19 protein-coding genes are annotated in these 14,930 nt (G+C 61.8%); 18 read left to right on the forward strand and 1 reads right to left on the reverse strand.

Annotated elements, in window-relative coordinates; translation table 11 throughout:
* Window positions 1-37: 37 nt before the first annotated feature.
* The 18 genes from urtA (at window position 38) to ureG (ending at window position 14,097) form a co-directional block, all read left to right on the forward strand.
* Window positions 38-1,342 (forward strand): urea ABC transporter substrate-binding protein, encoded by a 1,305-nt coding sequence (gene urtA, locus AC1D3C_RS13515; protein ID WP_038544573.1) that lies wholly within the window; start codon window positions 38-40, stop codon window positions 1,340-1,342.
* 77 nt (window positions 1,343-1,419) lie between these two features.
* Window positions 1,420-3,051 (forward strand): urea ABC transporter permease subunit UrtB, encoded by a 1,632-nt coding sequence (gene urtB / locus AC1D3C_RS13520; protein ID WP_247137778.1) that lies wholly within the window; start codon window positions 1,420-1,422, stop codon window positions 3,049-3,051.
* A complete protein-coding gene (gene urtC, locus AC1D3C_RS13525; protein ID WP_477483233.1) occupies window positions 3,048-4,217 on the forward strand; it encodes an urea ABC transporter permease subunit UrtC in 1,170 nt (389 codons plus the stop codon). The genes urtB and urtC overlap by 4 nt, the downstream gene beginning before the upstream one ends.
* 12 nt (window positions 4,218-4,229) lie before the next feature.
* Entirely contained in the window at window positions 4,230-4,991 is a 762-nt protein-coding gene (gene urtD / locus AC1D3C_RS13530; RefSeq protein ID WP_477483234.1) for an urea ABC transporter ATP-binding protein UrtD, read from the forward strand.
* Window position 4,992: 1 nt separating this feature from the next.
* On the forward strand, window positions 4,993-5,688 hold the full coding sequence (gene urtE, locus AC1D3C_RS13535) for an urea ABC transporter ATP-binding subunit UrtE (RefSeq protein ID WP_007762131.1): 696 nt from the start codon (window positions 4,993-4,995) through the stop codon (window positions 5,686-5,688).
* Window positions 5,689-5,908: 220 nt separating this feature from the next.
* Entirely contained in the window at window positions 5,909-7,066 is a 1,158-nt protein-coding gene (locus tag AC1D3C_RS13540) for a CE1 family esterase (RefSeq protein WP_477483235.1), read from the forward strand.
* The gene (locus tag AC1D3C_RS13545; RefSeq protein ID WP_477483236.1) at window positions 7,003-7,848 is read left to right on the forward strand and encodes an urease accessory protein UreD; all 846 of its coding nucleotides are present in this window, start codon (window positions 7,003-7,005) and stop codon (window positions 7,846-7,848) included. The genes AC1D3C_RS13540 and AC1D3C_RS13545 overlap by 64 nt, the downstream gene beginning before the upstream one ends.
* An 18-nt stretch (window positions 7,849-7,866) precedes the next feature.
* Window positions 7,867-8,169: an urease subunit gamma gene (locus AC1D3C_RS13550; protein WP_038544567.1), complete on the forward strand. Its 303-nt coding sequence runs from the start codon at window positions 7,867-7,869 to the stop codon at window positions 8,167-8,169.
* Between the two features lie 11 nt (window positions 8,170-8,180).
* The gene (locus tag AC1D3C_RS13555; protein ID WP_477483237.1) at window positions 8,181-8,432 is read left to right on the forward strand and encodes a DUF1272 domain-containing protein; all 252 of its coding nucleotides are present in this window, start codon (window positions 8,181-8,183) and stop codon (window positions 8,430-8,432) included.
* Window positions 8,433-8,443: 11 nt separating this feature from the next.
* Window positions 8,444-8,749, forward strand: a complete 306-nt coding sequence (locus AC1D3C_RS13560; RefSeq protein WP_038544563.1) for an urease subunit beta — start codon at window positions 8,444-8,446, stop codon at window positions 8,747-8,749.
* Between the two features lie 29 nt (window positions 8,750-8,778).
* Window positions 8,779-9,159, forward strand: a complete 381-nt coding sequence (locus tag AC1D3C_RS13565) for a lysozyme inhibitor LprI family protein (protein WP_436111714.1) — start codon at window positions 8,779-8,781, stop codon at window positions 9,157-9,159.
* Window positions 9,160-9,206: 47 nt separating this feature from the next.
* Window positions 9,207-9,467 carry an AbrB/MazE/SpoVT family DNA-binding domain-containing protein gene (locus AC1D3C_RS13570; RefSeq protein ID WP_007773816.1) on the forward strand — a complete coding sequence of 87 codons (261 nt, stop codon included), beginning with the start codon at window positions 9,207-9,209 and terminating at the stop codon, window positions 9,465-9,467.
* On the forward strand, window positions 9,464-9,874 hold the full coding sequence (locus tag AC1D3C_RS13575) for a PIN domain-containing protein (RefSeq protein ID WP_038544561.1): 411 nt from the start codon (window positions 9,464-9,466) through the stop codon (window positions 9,872-9,874). Before AC1D3C_RS13570 ends, AC1D3C_RS13575 begins: the two co-directional genes overlap by 4 nt.
* A 7-nt stretch (window positions 9,875-9,881) precedes the next feature.
* On the forward strand, window positions 9,882-11,591 hold the full coding sequence (gene ureC / locus AC1D3C_RS13580) for an urease subunit alpha (RefSeq protein ID WP_477483238.1): 1,710 nt from the start codon (window positions 9,882-9,884) through the stop codon (window positions 11,589-11,591).
* Between the two features lie 25 nt (window positions 11,592-11,616).
* A complete protein-coding gene (locus AC1D3C_RS13585; protein ID WP_477483239.1) occupies window positions 11,617-12,288 on the forward strand; it encodes a TIGR02117 family protein in 672 nt (223 codons plus the stop codon).
* Between the two features lie 14 nt (window positions 12,289-12,302).
* Window positions 12,303-12,767 (forward strand): urease accessory protein UreE, encoded by a 465-nt coding sequence (ureE, locus tag AC1D3C_RS13590; RefSeq protein WP_477483240.1) that lies wholly within the window; start codon window positions 12,303-12,305, stop codon window positions 12,765-12,767.
* 42 nt (window positions 12,768-12,809) lie between these two features.
* Window positions 12,810-13,442 carry an urease accessory protein UreF gene (locus tag AC1D3C_RS13595; protein WP_477483256.1) on the forward strand — a complete coding sequence of 211 codons (633 nt, stop codon included), beginning with the start codon at window positions 12,810-12,812 and terminating at the stop codon, window positions 13,440-13,442.
* 43 nt (window positions 13,443-13,485) lie between these two features.
* A complete protein-coding gene (gene ureG, locus AC1D3C_RS13600) occupies window positions 13,486-14,097 on the forward strand; it encodes an urease accessory protein UreG (protein ID WP_038544550.1) in 612 nt (203 codons plus the stop codon).
* A gap of 128 nt (window positions 14,098-14,225) precedes the next feature.
* Here ureG and AC1D3C_RS13605 read toward each other — a convergent pair whose 3' ends face one another.
* Window positions 14,226-14,909, reverse strand: a complete 684-nt coding sequence (locus AC1D3C_RS13605) for a Crp/Fnr family transcriptional regulator (RefSeq protein ID WP_038549526.1) — start codon at window positions 14,907-14,909, stop codon at window positions 14,226-14,228.
* Between the last annotated feature and the right edge of the window lie 21 nt (window positions 14,910-14,930).

The following is a 14,930-nucleotide window of genomic DNA, read 5'->3' on the forward strand; positions in this document are numbered from 1 at the left end:
CTTCGTTGCGGACGAACGAGAAGAGGGGTTCGAACCAATGACATTCAAGTCCAAATCGGGCAAATCCAAACTGGGTGGCGCGCTGCTCGCCGCCGTAATGTCAGCGACGGCGCTGCAGGGTGCTTTCGCCGCTGACGACACCATCAAGATCGGTGTTCTGCACTCGCTTTCGGGCACCATGGCCATCTCTGAGACCACCCTCAAGGATGTCATGCTGATGCTCGTCGCCGAGCAGAACAAGAAGGGCGGCGTGCTCGGCAAGAAGCTCGAAGCCGTCGTCGTCGACCCGGCGTCCGACTGGCCGCTGTTTGCCGAAAAGGCCCGCCAGCTGATTTCGCAGGACAAGGTTGCGGCTGTTTTCGGTTGCTGGACCTCCTCTTCGCGCAAGTCGGTCCTGCCGGTCTTCGAAGAGCTGAACTCGATCCTGTTCTACCCGGTCCAGTACGAGGGTGAGGAATCCTCGCGCAACATCTTCTACACAGGGGCTGCTCCCAACCAGCAGGCCATCCCGGCCGTCGACTATCTGGCGAAGAAAGAAGGCGTCAAGCGCTGGGTTCTCGCCGGTACCGACTACGTCTATCCGCAGACGACCAACAAGATCCTCAAGGCCTATCTGATGTCGAAGGGCGTTGCCGAATCCGACATCATGGTCAACTACACGCCGTTCGGTCATTCCGACTGGCAGACGATCGTCTCGGACATCAAGAAGTTCGGCTCGGCCGGCAAGAAGACCGCCGTCGTCTCGACCATCAATGGCGATGCCAACGTGCCGTTCTACAAGGAACTCGGCAACCAGGGCATCAAGGCTGAAGACATCCCGGTCGTCGCCTTCTCGGTCGGCGAAGAAGAACTCGCCGGTCTCGACACCAAGCCGCTGGTCGGGCATCTGGCCGCCTGGAACTACTTCCAGTCCGTCGATGCGGACGTCAATGCCGAATTCATCAAGGAATGGCACGCGTTCACCAAGAACGACAAGCGCGTCACCAACGACCCGATGGAAGCTGCCTATATCGGCTTCAACGCCTGGGTAAAGGCCGTCGAAGCCGCCGGCACCACCAATACCGATGCCGTGCTGGACAGCATTATCGGCGTCTCCGTTCCGAACCTGTCGGGTGGCACGTCCACCGTCATGCCGAACCACCACATCACCAAGCCGGTGCTGATCGGTGAAATCCAGGCTGACGGCCAGTTCGACATCGTTCAGGAAACCGCGCCTGTGGTCGGCGACGAGTGGTCCGATTACCTGCCGGACAGCAAGAACCTGATCTCCGATTGGCGCAAGCCGATGTCCTGCGGCAACTTCAACGTTGCTTCCGGCAAGTGCGGCGGCAAGGGCAGCTGATCCGATTGCCTTCTAGATGTTCATCGACATCATCGCGGGCGGCGTTCAGTCGCCCGCGATCTCGCAAGGGGGTTCCAATGACGAGCAAAGTTGCTTTCCGCGTTCTGCAGAGCCTTGGTCTTCTGCTCTGCCTGATCTTTTCTCTCGCCGCGCCGTCGTTCGCGCAGCAGACCGATCCCAAGCCGCTGATCGACGCGCTCTCCAAGGCGGATTTCGGCGAAGCTGAAAAACTGATCGGCCAACTCGCCGCCACAGGCGATGCGCGGCTCGTGCCGGCGCTGAATGCCTTTTCCGAGGGCGATCTCTATTTCCGCAAGTCGGACGGCCTGGTGTTCATCGGCAAGGCGGTCGGCTCCAGCTACGAACTGACTGATCCGGTCACCGGCGCCTCTGCCGGCCAGGCCGCCAAGAACGCCGTCACGAAGATCAAGATCAACAACAGCCTTCGCCGTGTCATCCGCTCGGCCATGGGCGGCCTGACGCTGATGAGCCCGGATCGCGAGGTCCGGCTGCAGGCGGCCGATGCGGTGCTTCGCTCGCCGAGCGCCGAAAACCTCGAACTCCTCGAAACCGCGATCTCCAAGGAGACAGACGGCGAGGTCAAGGCCCGCATGGTAGAGGCGCGCGCCGTGTCGCTGCTCTCCTCCGATCGCTCCATCGATGAAAAGCGCACCGCGATCCAGACGATCAAGAACTATGGCGGCCGCAACGCGATCGGCATCCTGATGGGCGCTTCCGCGGGGCTCGATCCGAGCCTCAAGGGCGATGTCGATGCGGCCATCGCCAGTATCGAAAGCGGCCAGAGGCTCTGGGATATCGGCCAGAACGTCTGGTATGGCGTCTCTCTCGGCTCGGTCCTGCTTCTGGCGGCGATCGGGCTTGCGATCACATTCGGCGTCATGGGCATCATCAACATGGCGCATGGCGAAATGGTCATGCTCGGCGCCTATTCCACCTTCGTGGTGCAGCAGGTCATCCGCGACCATGCGCCCGGCCTGTTCGACTGGTCGCTGGCGATCGCGCTTCCGGTTGCCTTCCTCGTCACCGGCGCCGTCGGCCTGGTCGTCGAACGCGGCGTCATCCGCTTCCTCTACGGCCGGCCGCTCGAAACGCTGCTGGCCACCTGGGGCGTCTCGCTGATCCTGCAGCAGACGATCCGCTCGATCTTCGGCCCCACCAACCAGGAAGTCGGCAATCCGTCGTGGATGTCCGGTTCGTTCCCGGTCGGCGGCATGACGATCACCTGGAACCGCATGTGGATCATCGCCTTCTCGCTGTCGATCTTCGTGGCGCTGCTGGTGGTGATGAAAAAATCCTCCTTCGGCCTCAACATGCGCGCCGTCACCCAGAACCGCCGCATGGCGTCGTCAATGGGCATCAAGACGCCCTGGGTCGACGCTTTCACCTTCGCCCTCGGCTCCGGCATCGCCGGCATTGCCGGTGTCGCACTCTCCCAGATCGACAACGTCTCGCCGAATCTCGGCCAGAGCTACATCATCGACAGTTTCATGGTCGTGGTGTTCGGCGGCGTCGGCAATCTGTGGGGCACGCTGGTCGGCGCGCTGTCGCTCGGGGTGCTCAACAAGTTCCTCGAACCATCGGTCGGCGCCGTGCTCGGCAAGATCCTGGTTCTGGTGCTGATCATCCTGTTCATCCAGAAACGTCCGCGCGGTCTCTTCGCGCTCAAGGGAAGGGCGGTGGAAGCATGATTTCCGGCTTTGTCTTCCGCGCCCTCGAGGGCCGCATCGTCGCTGCCGTCGGCATCCTTCTCGGCATCGGCATCCTGGTGCCGGCACTCAACCTTTTGACCCCGCCAGACAGTGCCCTGCACATCCCGACCTATGCCATGTCGCTGTTCGGCAAATATCTCTGCTATGCGCTGCTGGCGCTGGCGCTCGATCTCGTCTGGGGTTATTGCGGCATCCTCTCGCTTGGCCATGGCGCCTTCTTCGCGCTCGGCGGTTATGCGATGGGCATGTACCTGATGCGCCAGATCGGCCCGCGCGGCGTCTACGGCAACCCGATCCTGCCGGACTTCATGGTGTTCCTGAACTACAAGGAACTGCCGTGGTTCTGGCACGGCTTCGACTGGTTCATCTTTGCCATGGCGATGGTGATCGTCGTGCCCGGCCTGCTCGCCTTCATCTTCGGCTGGTTCGCCTTCCGCTCCCGCGTCAACGGCGTCTACCTGTCGATCATCACCCAGGCGATGACCTATGCTCTGCTGCTCGCCTTCTTCCGCAACGACATGGGTTTCGGCGGCAATAACGGCCTCACCGACTTCAAGGACATTCTCGGCTTCTCCGTCCAGGCGGACGGCACGCGTGCCGTTCTGTTCTTCATGTCGGCGCTGATGCTGTCGCTCTGCCTCATCCTTGCCTCGGCCATCGTCCGCTCGAAATTCGGCAAGGTGCTGGTCGGGGTGCGTGATGCGGAAAGCCGGGTGCGCTTCCTCGGCTTCCGGGTCGAGAACATCAAGCTCTTCACCTTCGTCGTTTCCGCCATGATGGCGGGGATTGCCGGCGCGCTGTTCGTGCCGCAGGTCGGCATCATCAATCCGGGCGAATTCGCGCCCGCCAACTCGATCGAAGTGGTCGTCTGGACGGCGGTCGGCGGCCGCGGCACGTTGATCGGCCCGATCATCGGCGCCATCCTCGTCAACGGCGGCAAGAGCTTCTTCACCGGCGCCTTTCCGGAAATCTGGCTGTTTGCGCTGGGCGGCCTGTTCATCGCCGTGACGCTCTTCCTGCCGAAGGGCATCGTCGGAACCATCCAGCACGGCTTCAAAGCCCGCAAGGCGCTGAAGGCTGCGGCGGATGCGGAAAAGGGCAGGGGCGACGCCGCGGCGGTGGCCCAGGCCCAGGCAGCGGAATAGGGGCACGCAACCATGAACATGATTTCCGAAACACGTCAGAAAAGCCTGCTCTATCTCGAAAACGTCTCGGTTTCCTTCGACGGCTTCAAGGCGCTCAACTCGCTGTCCTTCGTCGTCGAGCCCGGGGAACTCAGGGCGATCATCGGCCCGAACGGCGCCGGCAAGACGACGATGATGGACATCATCACCGGCAAGACACGGCCCGATACCGGCACGGTCCTGTTCGAGGATACGATCGACCTCACCAAAAAGGACGAGGCTGATATCGCCCAGCTCGGCATCGGCCGCAAATTCCAGAAGCCCACCGTGTTCGAAAGCCACACCGTCTGGGACAACCTGGAACTGGCGCTTAACCGGTCGCGCGGCGTGTTCGCTACCTTGTTCTACACGCTGTCGCCAGAGGACAAGGCCCGCATCGAGGAGATCCTCGAGACGATCCGCATGACGCATCGCAAGAACGAGTATGCCGCCAATCTCAGCCACGGCCAGAAACAGTGGCTGGAAATCGGCATGCTGCTCGCCCAGGAGCCGAAACTTCTGCTGGTCGACGAACCCGTCGCCGGCATGACGGACGCGGAAACGGCGGAGACGGCGGTGCTGCTCAAGGAAATCGCCAAGACCAGGTCGGTGGTCGTCGTCGAGCACGACATGGGTTTCATCCGCGAACTCGGCGTCAAGGTAACCTGCCTTGCGGAAGGTTCGGTCCTTGCTGAAGGCTCGATCGATTTCGTCTCGAGCGATCCGAAGGTGATCGAGAATTATCTGGGGCGCTAAGATGCTGACAGTCAATAACGTCAATCTTCATTACGGCGCCGCGCAGGCGCTGCGCGGTGTCTCCATTCACGCGGATATGGGCAAGATCACTTGCGTGCTGGGGCGGAACGGCGTGGGGAAGAGTTCTCTTCTCCGCGCCGTCACCGGCCAGCATCCGGTCAGCGCCGGCACGATCAGCTTCCAAGGAGAGGTCCTGAACGGTCTTGCGCCCTATAACCGCGCCAAGCACGGCATCGGCTACGTGCCGCAGGGCCGGGAAATCTTTCCGCTCCTGACAGTTCAGGAAAATCTCGAAAGCGGTTACGCGCCGCTCGCCCGCAAGGACAAGTTCATTCCCGACGAGATATTTTCGCTGTTTCCGGTGCTGAAATCGATGCTCGGCCGGCGCGGCGGCGATCTCTCCGGCGGTCAGCAGCAGCAGCTTGCAATCGGCCGTGCCATGGTCACCCGTCCGAAGATCCTCGTCCTCGACGAGCCGACCGAAGGCATCCAGCCGTCTATCATTAAGGATATCGGCAGGGCGATCCGCTACCTGCGGGATTCAACCGGCATGGCCATTCTGCTTGTGGAACAGTATCTGGACTTCTGCCGGGAGCTTGCCGACCAGGTCTACATCATGGATCGTGGCGAGATTGTGCACGAAGGGGCGGCAGAGACTCTGGATACGGCAGAAGCAAGGCGGCATCTGACCGTCTGAGACTAGTATTTTTACTGGTGAATGTTTGTATCGTTTCGCAGCACTTCGTGCGTTTCAAAGGCCGCTAATATATGTTAACAACACTGCGTTTTCAGGGCATTCCGCATAATTGTTGACAACCCCCGCACCCCATGATGAGGCGCTGATGGTCTTTGCACGCGTTGCCGGTTTCTTCTCTCGTTCCGCTCTTACACGCATGGTTACGGTAGGAGCGGTTTTTTTGGGCGCCACGACTTTCCTGGGGTCGATGACCGGCAGCGCCCTTGCCGCAGGCTGCGGCCAGCCGATGGAAGCGGGTCGCCACCCAATCACCATCGAAACCGACGGTGTTGCCCGTTCGGCAGTCTATTTCATTCCCTCGTCCTATACCGGCAAGGACAAGGTTCCGCTGGTTTTCGATCTCCATGGCAGCCACAGCAACCCTCAAGGGCAGCTGAACAGAAGCTCCTGGGACAAGGTTGCCGAGAAAAACGGCTTCATCGTTTTGGCGCTGCAGGGGAGCCTGCCCGGAAGCTCCGCGGGGACCTATGCCTGGAACGTGCCTTTCGTCACCGTGCAGCAGGGCGGCCTCGACGAGATCGCCTATATCCGGCAGGCTATAGCGACCGCCAAGCAGCAATTCTGTGTCGATCCGGCCCGCATCTATGCCTCGGGTTATTCGGGTGGCGGCCGCATGTTGTCGGCTTATCTCTGCTCGGGTCATGACGATTTCGCAGCCGCCGGCTTCGTGCATTCGCTGCGCGCCGGACGTCCGGTCGAGGCCGACGGGAAATGGGGCCCGGATATGCAGGGCTGCAATCCGGCCAGGCCCATCTCGATCATGGCCTTTGCCGGCGTCAAGGATGCGGCAAATCCTTACGCTGGCGGCGGCAGCGCCTATTGGCAATACGGCTTCAAGACCGCGATCCAACGCTGGACGGAACTCGACGGCTGCAAGGGCAACGGCGATGTAAAGACCGTCGACGGTGTGACCTTCAGTCTCTACGGCACCTGCAAGAACGGTGCACGCGTCGCATCCTACGTCTTCGCCAACGGTACGCATGACTGGCCGAAGCCGGTTGCCGCTACGGAAGCCGTGATCGCCGCCGCCAAGGACGGGGCAGCGAGCGTCACCAAGGTGGCTGCGGTGACCGTTGCCAAACCGGCGTTCGACGCCAATGTTGATCCGGCTTCGCGGATGTGGGAGTTCTTCGGCAAGGCCGACAGCACCGACGTGATCGCCACTGCAACGCCGGCCAAGATCGGTTCGACGGYCAAGTCTGGCACGGGCGTTGCATCGGGTTGCGGAACCGAAGCCGATCTTCAGGGGACGACGTGCAACAGCAACCAGCCGATCGATATGCGCCGCAGCGGGCAAGGGGTGCAGGACGCCTTGTAACCAAGGCTTTCGGCGGGCGGACACGGCTCGCCGAATTCTACCAGGAAGGCTGCGCAAAAATTCGCCTTCCGGAAACATTTTCGCCTGAAATGGAGGCGATTTTAATCAATACGTCGGGGGGACTGACGGGCGGCGACGTGATCGAATGGTCCGTCGCCGCTGCCGCTTCCACAAGACTGTCGGTCACCACCCAGGCGAACGAGAAGATCTATAAGGCCTCGTCCGGCACGGCCTCCGTCTCCACCCATGTCACCGTCGGCGAGGACGCATCGGTCCACTGGCTTCCCCAGGAAACCATCCTTTTCGACCAGTCCTCGCTGACCCGCCGGCTTGACGTCGATCTTTCCGAAAGGTCCGAATTTCTGGCTGTCGAGGCGGTCCTGCTCGGCCGCAAGGCGATGGGCGAAGCGGTCGCGAATGGTTTCTTCCGCGACCGCTGGCGGGTGCGCCGCTCCGGCCAGCTGATCCATGCGGAAGAGATGAAGTTCGAGGGCGAGATCGAGCAGCTTTCGCAGGCTGCCGCGGTGCTCTCCGGCCAGGTCGCCTTCGCGACGCTGTTTTATACCGGCCCGCTGGCCGAAATGCTCTTCCCGAAACTCCGCCAAATTGTCGACGGCACGCCCCGCGGCGCCAGCCTTTGGACCGGCGGAGCCAGTCACTGGAACGGCAAGCTGATCGCCCGGCTGGTGGCCCCGACCGGCTTCGACTTGAGAAAAATCCTGACACCGGCAATTTCCGTATTGCGTAACGGCGCGCCAGTGCCGAAAGTCTGGAACATCTGATCTTACAGCGGGATTCCCATGAACCTGAGCCCACGAGAAAAAGACAAACTGCTGATTTCCATGGCGGCGATCGTCGCCCGACGCCGGTTGGATCGCGGGGTCAAGCTCAACTATCCGGAAGCGATCGCCCTGATTACCGATTACGTGGTGGAAGGTGCGCGCGACGGCCGCGCGGTCTCCGACCTGATGGAGGCCGGAGCTCATGTCGTCACCCGCGACCAAGTGATGGACGGCATTGCCGAGATGATCCACGACGTGCAGGTGGAGGCGACTTTTCCGGACGGCACCAAACTTGTCACCGTCCACGAACCGATCCGCTGAGGAGGCCTGCAATGCTGGAACTGCGCCCGAATTGCGAGTGCTGCGACAAGGACCTTGTACCGGAAAGCCGGGAGGCGATGATCTGCACTTTCGAGTGCACGTTCTGCGCCACCTGCGCCTCCGACGTGCTGAAGGGCATCTGCCCCAATTGCGCCGGCGAACTGGTGTGCCGGCCCGTGCGTCCGGCGGCCGCGCTCGCCCGCCATCCGGCCTCCACCAAACGCGTACTGAAGGCCGAGGGCTGCGCGCCCAAGGCGGCTTGAAGGAGAATGCCATGATTCCCGGTGAAGTGATTGCCGCAGAAGGCGAAATCGAGCTCAACGCAGGTCTTCCGACGGTGACCATAAAGGTCGCCAACACCGGCGACCGACCGGTGCAGGTGGGCAGCCACTACCATTTCTTCGAGACCAATAACGGGCTCTCCTTCGACCGGGACAAGGCGCGCGGCATGCGGCTCGATATCCCGGCCGGTACGGCCGTCCGTTTCGAACCCGGCCAGATGCGGGAAGTGACGCTGATCCCGCTTTCGGGCAAGCGCGAAGTCTATGGTTTCCAGCAGAAGATCATGGGTGCGCTGTGAAGCCCGCATTGGCGTTTTCCGCCGCGTTCATGCCGCTTCTTGCCCTGCCGGCGGCGGGGCAGGAGCCGAAGGCAAATTGCAAGAACCCGCAGACGCAGCTGGAGATGAACATCTGCTCGCAGCGCGACTACGAAGCCGCCGACAAGGCGCTTAATGCCCAGTACCAGACGACCCGCAAGGCGATGAAAAAATGGGATGCGGATAGTTCCGCGGATCTCAAAGGCGCCGAGGATGCGCTCGTCAAGGCGCAACGGGCCTGGGTCGCCTATCGCGACGCGCAATGCATCTCCTCCGGCTTCCAGGCCCATGGCGGCTCGATGGAGCCGATGCTGATTTCCGGATGCCAGGCGGACCTGACACGCAAGCGCATTACGGAACTCAAAGAGCTGACCGAGGCGATGGGGAACTGAACGTTGAGCGTGTTTGTGGTAGTTACGGGAGCGGGAAGGAGAGCGACATGACCGAAACAGTCAAGATCAGCCCTGAAAACCAGATAACCCTATCTGCCGAAGCGCTCGCTTTGCTTGGCGTCAAGGCCGGAGACCAAGTGGATATCGTACCGAGTCAGGACGGCCATCTGGAGATCCGGCCGAAACGTTGGACATTCGCGGACCTGAAAGGGATCGTAAAGCTGGATAGGCCGATTACCGCGGGCGAACTGGATGAATGGGTTGCCGAAGCACGTGGCCGGATTCCTGAAGGCGGCAACGACCTATGATCGGGATCGACACGAATGTCCTCCTTCGTTGGCTCGTGCGCGATCAGCTGATCGGGGAGCCGGCATTGGCGCAGAGTGAGGCGCTGTCTGCGCTCTTCGATAAGAGCGAGGAAGCATTCTTCATCAACGAGATTGTTGTCGTCGAAATTGCCTGGGTCCTGAAACAGCGCGCCCGCCTACCAAAGACCCAGATCGCCGAGATCATCTGGGGTCTGCTGAATTTGGAAAATGCGGTCGTGAAGGACCGAGACATATTGAGCGCTGCGCTTCAAGCCTATTCCGAGTTTCCCGGCGACTTCTCCGATCATTTGATTGGAGAAATCAACAGCCGCAACGGTTGCCGCACCACAATGACGTTCGACAAAGCCGCATCGAAATCCTCCCATTTTACCGAGCTTACAAGGTAGACCGTCCATGCCCCACAAGATGTCCCGCGCCTCCTATGCCAGCATGTTCGGTCCGACCACGGGCGACAGGGTGCGGCTTGCCGATACCGAATTGTTCATCGAGGTGGAGAAGGATTTCACCGTCTATGGCGAAGAGGTGAAGTTCGGCGGCGGCAAGGTCATTCGCGACGGTATGGGACAGAGCCAGGCGACGCGTGCCGAAGGGGCGGTCGATACGGTCATTACCAATGCGTTGATCGTCGATCATTCGGGCATCTACAAGGCCGACGTCGGTTTGAAGAACGGCCGCATCCACGCGATCGGCAAAGCCGGCAACCCGGATACCCAGCCGGGCGTGACGATCATCGTCGGCCCGTCCACCGAGGCGATCGCCGGCGAGGGCAGGATCCTGACGGCCGGCGGCATGGATGCGCATATCCATTTCATCTGCCCGCAGCAGATCGAGGAGGCGCTGATGAGCGGCGTCACGACCATGCTCGGCGGCGGCTCAGGCCCGGCACATGGCACGCTTGCCACCACCTGCACCGGCGCCTGGCATATCGAGCGGATGATCGAGAGCTTCGACGCCTTCCCGATGAACCTCGCGCTCGCCGGCAAGGGCAATGCGTCGCTTCCCGCACCACTGGAGGAAATGATCCTCGCCGGTGCCTCGTCGCTGAAGCTTCACGAGGACTGGGGCACGACGCCGGCGGCGATCGACAACTGCCTGACGGTCGCCGACGCGTTCGACGTGCAGGTGATGATCCACACCGATACGCTGAACGAAAGCGGTTTCGTGGAGGATACGGTCGCGGCCATCAAGGGCCGCACCATCCACGCCTTCCATACGGAAGGTGCCGGCGGCGGCCACGCGCCCGACATCATCAAGATCTGCGGCAACCCGAACGTCATCCCGTCGTCGACCAACCCGACCCGGCCCTACACGATCAATACGCTTGCCGAACAWCTCGACATGCTGATGGTCTGCCATCACCTGTCGCCGTCGATCCCGGAAGACATCGCCTTTGCCGAAAGCCGCATCCGCAAGGAAACCATCGCTGCCGAAGACATACTCCACGATCTCGGCGCCTTCTCGATCATCTCCTCCGACAGCCAGGCCATGGGTCGTGTCGGGGAAGTGGCGATCCGCACCTGGCAGACCGCCGACAAGATGAAGCGCCAGCGCGGCAGCCTGAAGGAAGAAACCGGCAATAACGACAATTTCCGCGTCAAGCGCTACATCGCCAAATACACGATCAATCCGGCAATCGCCCAGGGCGTTTCCCATGAGATCGGTTCGGTCGAAGTCGGCAAGCGAGCGGATCTCGTGCTCTGGAGCCCGGCCTTCTTCGGCGTGAAGCCGGAAATGGTGCTGCTCGGCGGCTCGATTGCGGCCGCACCGATGGGCGATCCGAACGCCTCGATCCCTACGCCGCAGCCGATGCATTACCGGCCGATGTTTGCGGCCTACGGCAAGCTGCGCACCAATTCCTCCGTCACCTTCGTCAGCCAGGCTTCGCTGGATGGCGGTCTTGCCCAGCGCCTCGGGGTCGCCAAGAGGCTGGTGGCAGTCAAGAACACCCGCGGCGGCATCTCCAAGGCCTCGATGATCCACAATTCGCTGACGCCGCATGTGGAGGTCAACTCGGAGACCTACGAGGTGCGCGCCGACGGCGAGCTGCTGACCTGCGAGCCCGCGACGGTGCTGCCGATGGCGCAGCGCTATTTCCTGTTCTGAGGCGCTGGCACCTCGGAGCCCCTGAATGAAGACGTTTTTGCGCTGGCTCCTCGCTGCGGTTCTGTTCGTGGTTGTCGCGGTGGCCGTCGGGACGTTCATCCCGCGACCGTTGTTTGCGCCGAGCCGAGCGGCGGAACCGGCGGCGCAAAGGCGCATCTTGGTTCTGTCCAACCCGATCCACACGGACATTGCCATTCCGCTGGCTGAGGACACCCGCACCGCCTTCGCTTTTCTGGAGCGGTCCGGAATCCCGGTTGCCGACCCCGGTGCGGAATGGCTGGTGCTCGGTTGGGGTGGGCGGGCCTTCTATCTTGAAACGCCGACCTGGGCAGAGTTGAAGCCGCTTCCGGTGTTGCGCGCACTGACGATCGACAGTTCGGTCATGCATGTGGACGTTGCCGGCGGGATCGACGAAAGCCATCCGGCGGTGATGCCGCTCGACCTGGAGGCGGCGGAATTCCAGCGGCTTTTGGCGTTCATCCAGACGAGTTTCATCCGTCAGGCAGGCGAGGTGGCTGTGGTGCCGGAGGCGGGCTATGGCGATAATGACCGGTTCTTCGAGGCAAACGGCTATTTCAACGCATTTGTTGGCTGCAATACCTGGACCGCCGCCGCACTTCGCACAGCCGGAATACGAACCGGCCTCTGGAATCCGCTGCCGCAGACGCTTACCCTCTCACTCAAGCTTTTCAATTGACCTCGGAGTATTCCATGCAGCACGTCCACTCCTATCACCCCGCCGGCGTGGTCACCGATCCGCCGATCGACATCGTTACGCTGCCACATGACCTGCGGCATCTGCGCCGCAAGCTGCTGCATCTCTCCAATGGCGAGATGGTGATGCTTGACCTCAAGGAGGCTGTGCTTTTCCATCACGGCGATCGGCTGGTGCTTGAGAACGGCGATACGATCGAGGTACATGCGGCCCCGGAAAAACTCTTCGAGATCAAGGGGCGCGACACGCTGCACCTGATCGAACTCGCCTGGCATCTCGGCAACCGGCATCTGCCGGCGCAGATCGAGGAGGGCCGTATCCTCATCCTGCGCGACCATGTGATCCGCGCCATGCTGGAAGGGTTGGGCGCCACGGTCACCGAGGTCGAGGAAGGGTTCCAGCCGGCCCGTGGAGCCTACCATTCGCATGGTTCCCACGGCCACGACCATCATGGACATTGAGCCTTCGTGACCAATCTCGATACCAAGGTGCTTCTGAGGCTGATGGCCTGGCTTTCGCCGGCTTTTCCGATCGGCGGTTTTGCCTATTCGGGCGGGCTCGAACGGGCAGTGCACGATGGCCTCGTCAAGGATGCGGCAGGTTTGATCGCCTGGCTGACGAGCCTGCTGCGGCACGGCGCCTTGTGGAACGACGCCGTGCTGTTCGGCGAAGCGTGGCGGCGGTATGAGGACGGGGCTGCGTTGAAGGAGATAGCCGAACTGGGGCTGGCGCTTGCCGGCTCCGCAGAGCGCCACGCGGAGACATTGTCGCTCGGCAAGGCATTCGCTGCGGCGGCATCCGCATGGCCGCATCCGGTTCTCGACCGCCTGCCGCCAGCCGTGCCGTTCCCCGTCGCAGTCGGTGCGATTGCGGCAGGGCATGGCGTGCCGGCAGCCCAGGCGCTTGCCGCCTATCTGCATGCCGCCGTCTCGCAATCGGTGTCTGCCGGTATCAGGCTTGGGGTTTCCGGACAGGTGGAAGGGGTGGCCGTGCTTGCGGACATCGAGAACCTGATCAGCCAGATTGCGGAGAAGGCGAGCCTTGCCACTCTCGATGATCTGGGCGGCGCGGCAGTGCAGGCGGAAATAGCTTCGCTTCGGCATGAAACGCAACATTCGCGGCTTTTCCGCTCCTGAAAGCGGGCCTAAGCTGAAGTCTGGAAGAATGAAAGGACGACACATGAAATCGGCGAACGGACCTTTGCGCGTCGGTATCGGCGGGCCTGTCGGCTCCGGCAAGACGGCACTGACCGAAAAGCTCTGCAAGGCGATGCGGGAGGATTATTCCGTCGCGGTCGTCACCAACGATATCTATACCAAGGAGGATGCCGAAGCGCTGGTGCGCTGCCAAGCGCTGTCCTCGGACCGCATCGTCGGCGTCGAGACCGGCGGCTGCCCGCATACCGCCATCCGCGAGGACGCGACGATCAATCTGCAGGCGATCGCGGGTTTGAACGAGCGTTTCCCGGATCTCGACGTGGTGTTCATCGAATCGGGCGGCGACAATCTCGCGGCGACCTTTTCGCCCGATCTTGCCGACATCACCATCTATGTGATCTCCACCTGCCAGGGCGAGGAAATCCCGCGCAAGGGCGGTCCGGGGATTACCCGCTCCGACCTGCTGATCATCAACAAGAAGGATCTGGCTCCCTATGTCGACGTCGATCTCGACGTGATGGACCGCGACGCGTACCGCATGCGCGAGGCCAAGCCGCATCTGTTCACCGATCTGAAGCGCGGCGTCGGCGTGGACCATGTGGTCCGTTTCCTGAAGGAGCAGGGCGGGCTTTGAAAAGATTGAGGCCGGTGGCCCCTCGAAGCCACCGGCCTTATCTGCATGTCACGGTCCCGCCGCCCGTGTCGCAACATGCATCCAAAGAGAGCCCGGACCCGCCCGCCCGGTCTCGCTTCGCTTGAACTTCAGATTTCGCGCAGGGCCTGCACGTCGACGACCTGGATCACTCGCCCGCGCACCGTCACTCCGGTCCGCCGGAGAGTGGAGAATGCGCGGGAGAGCGCCTCGGGAGCCAATCCCAACATGCCCGCGAGCAGGTTCTTCTGGAAAGGCAGGCGGATGGAGGCCGGGCCGCCATCCACAGGGCATCTTTTCAGTATATAGTCGGCCACCCGCTGCGGTGCCGTATGCAACCTGTCGTTGGCGACGCAGTCCATCGTGGTGATGAGGTGTTTCGACAGCGAGGTGATCACCGCCTTGGCGATATCCCGCTCCTGTTCGGCCAGATCCCGTACCGCCTGCATGTCGAAACGGGCAAGCGTCGTGGCTTCGGCCGTCTGGGCGTGGTAGCGGTATTTCGTACCGCCATAAAGAAGACATTCAGCGAACGTGTCGCCCGGGCTGCAGATCCGGATATCCGCCTCGCGGCCGTCCCGATTGAGCTGGTAAAGTCGCACATAGCCGCTGAGAACGCAGAAAAAAGCGTCCGCGTTCTCGCCTTCGCGGAAGATCGATTTGCGGTTCGTCAGGCTGACGACGCTCATGGCCGACATCATCCGGACGAGCGAATTGCCGCTCAGGCTGGTCAGGAAAGGCGTCTTCATGAGGACGGCCCGGTCCCTGTTGTTGAGCTTCAAATTGCTGTTCATCATATCCGTCGTCTCTTCCAT

This window comes from Neorhizobium sp. P1_A6 (assembly GCF_056406795.1).

What these genes read in the sequence shown, in the direction of transcription:
- urtA (WP_038544573.1), top strand. Translation starts at nt 38, where the DNA reads ATGACATTCAAGTCCAAATCGGGCAAATCCAAACTGGGTGGCGCGCTG.
- urtB (WP_247137778.1), top strand. Translation starts at nt 1,420, where the DNA reads ATGACGAGCAAAGTTGCTTTCCGCGTTCTGCAGAGCCTTGGTCTTCTG.
- urtC (WP_477483233.1), top strand. Translation starts at nt 3,048, where the DNA reads ATGATTTCCGGCTTTGTCTTCCGCGCCCTCGAGGGCCGCATCGTCGCT.
- urtD (WP_477483234.1), top strand. Translation starts at nt 4,230, where the DNA reads ATGAACATGATTTCCGAAACACGTCAGAAAAGCCTGCTCTATCTCGAA.
- urtE (WP_007762131.1), top strand. Translation starts at nt 4,993, where the DNA reads ATGCTGACAGTCAATAACGTCAATCTTCATTACGGCGCCGCGCAGGCG.
- AC1D3C_RS13550 (WP_038544567.1), top strand. Translation starts at nt 7,867, where the DNA reads ATGAACCTGAGCCCACGAGAAAAAGACAAACTGCTGATTTCCATGGCG.
- AC1D3C_RS13555 (WP_477483237.1), top strand. Translation starts at nt 8,181, where the DNA reads ATGCTGGAACTGCGCCCGAATTGCGAGTGCTGCGACAAGGACCTTGTA.
- AC1D3C_RS13560 (WP_038544563.1), top strand. Translation starts at nt 8,444, where the DNA reads ATGATTCCCGGTGAAGTGATTGCCGCAGAAGGCGAAATCGAGCTCAAC.
- AC1D3C_RS13565 (WP_436111714.1), top strand. Translation starts at nt 8,779, where the DNA reads ATGCCGCTTCTTGCCCTGCCGGCGGCGGGGCAGGAGCCGAAGGCAAAT.
- AC1D3C_RS13570 (WP_007773816.1), top strand. Translation starts at nt 9,207, where the DNA reads ATGACCGAAACAGTCAAGATCAGCCCTGAAAACCAGATAACCCTATCT.
- AC1D3C_RS13575 (WP_038544561.1), top strand. Translation starts at nt 9,464, where the DNA reads ATGATCGGGATCGACACGAATGTCCTCCTTCGTTGGCTCGTGCGCGAT.
- AC1D3C_RS13585 (WP_477483239.1), top strand. Translation starts at nt 11,617, where the DNA reads ATGAAGACGTTTTTGCGCTGGCTCCTCGCTGCGGTTCTGTTCGTGGTT.
- ureE (WP_477483240.1), top strand. Translation starts at nt 12,303, where the DNA reads ATGCAGCACGTCCACTCCTATCACCCCGCCGGCGTGGTCACCGATCCG.
- AC1D3C_RS13595 (WP_477483256.1), top strand. Translation starts at nt 12,810, where the DNA reads ATGGCCTGGCTTTCGCCGGCTTTTCCGATCGGCGGTTTTGCCTATTCG.
- ureG (WP_038544550.1), top strand. Translation starts at nt 13,486, where the DNA reads ATGAAATCGGCGAACGGACCTTTGCGCGTCGGTATCGGCGGGCCTGTC.
- AC1D3C_RS13605 (WP_038549526.1), bottom strand. Translation starts at nt 14,909, where the DNA reads ATGAACAGCAATTTGAAGCTCAACAACAGGGACCGGGCCGTCCTCATG.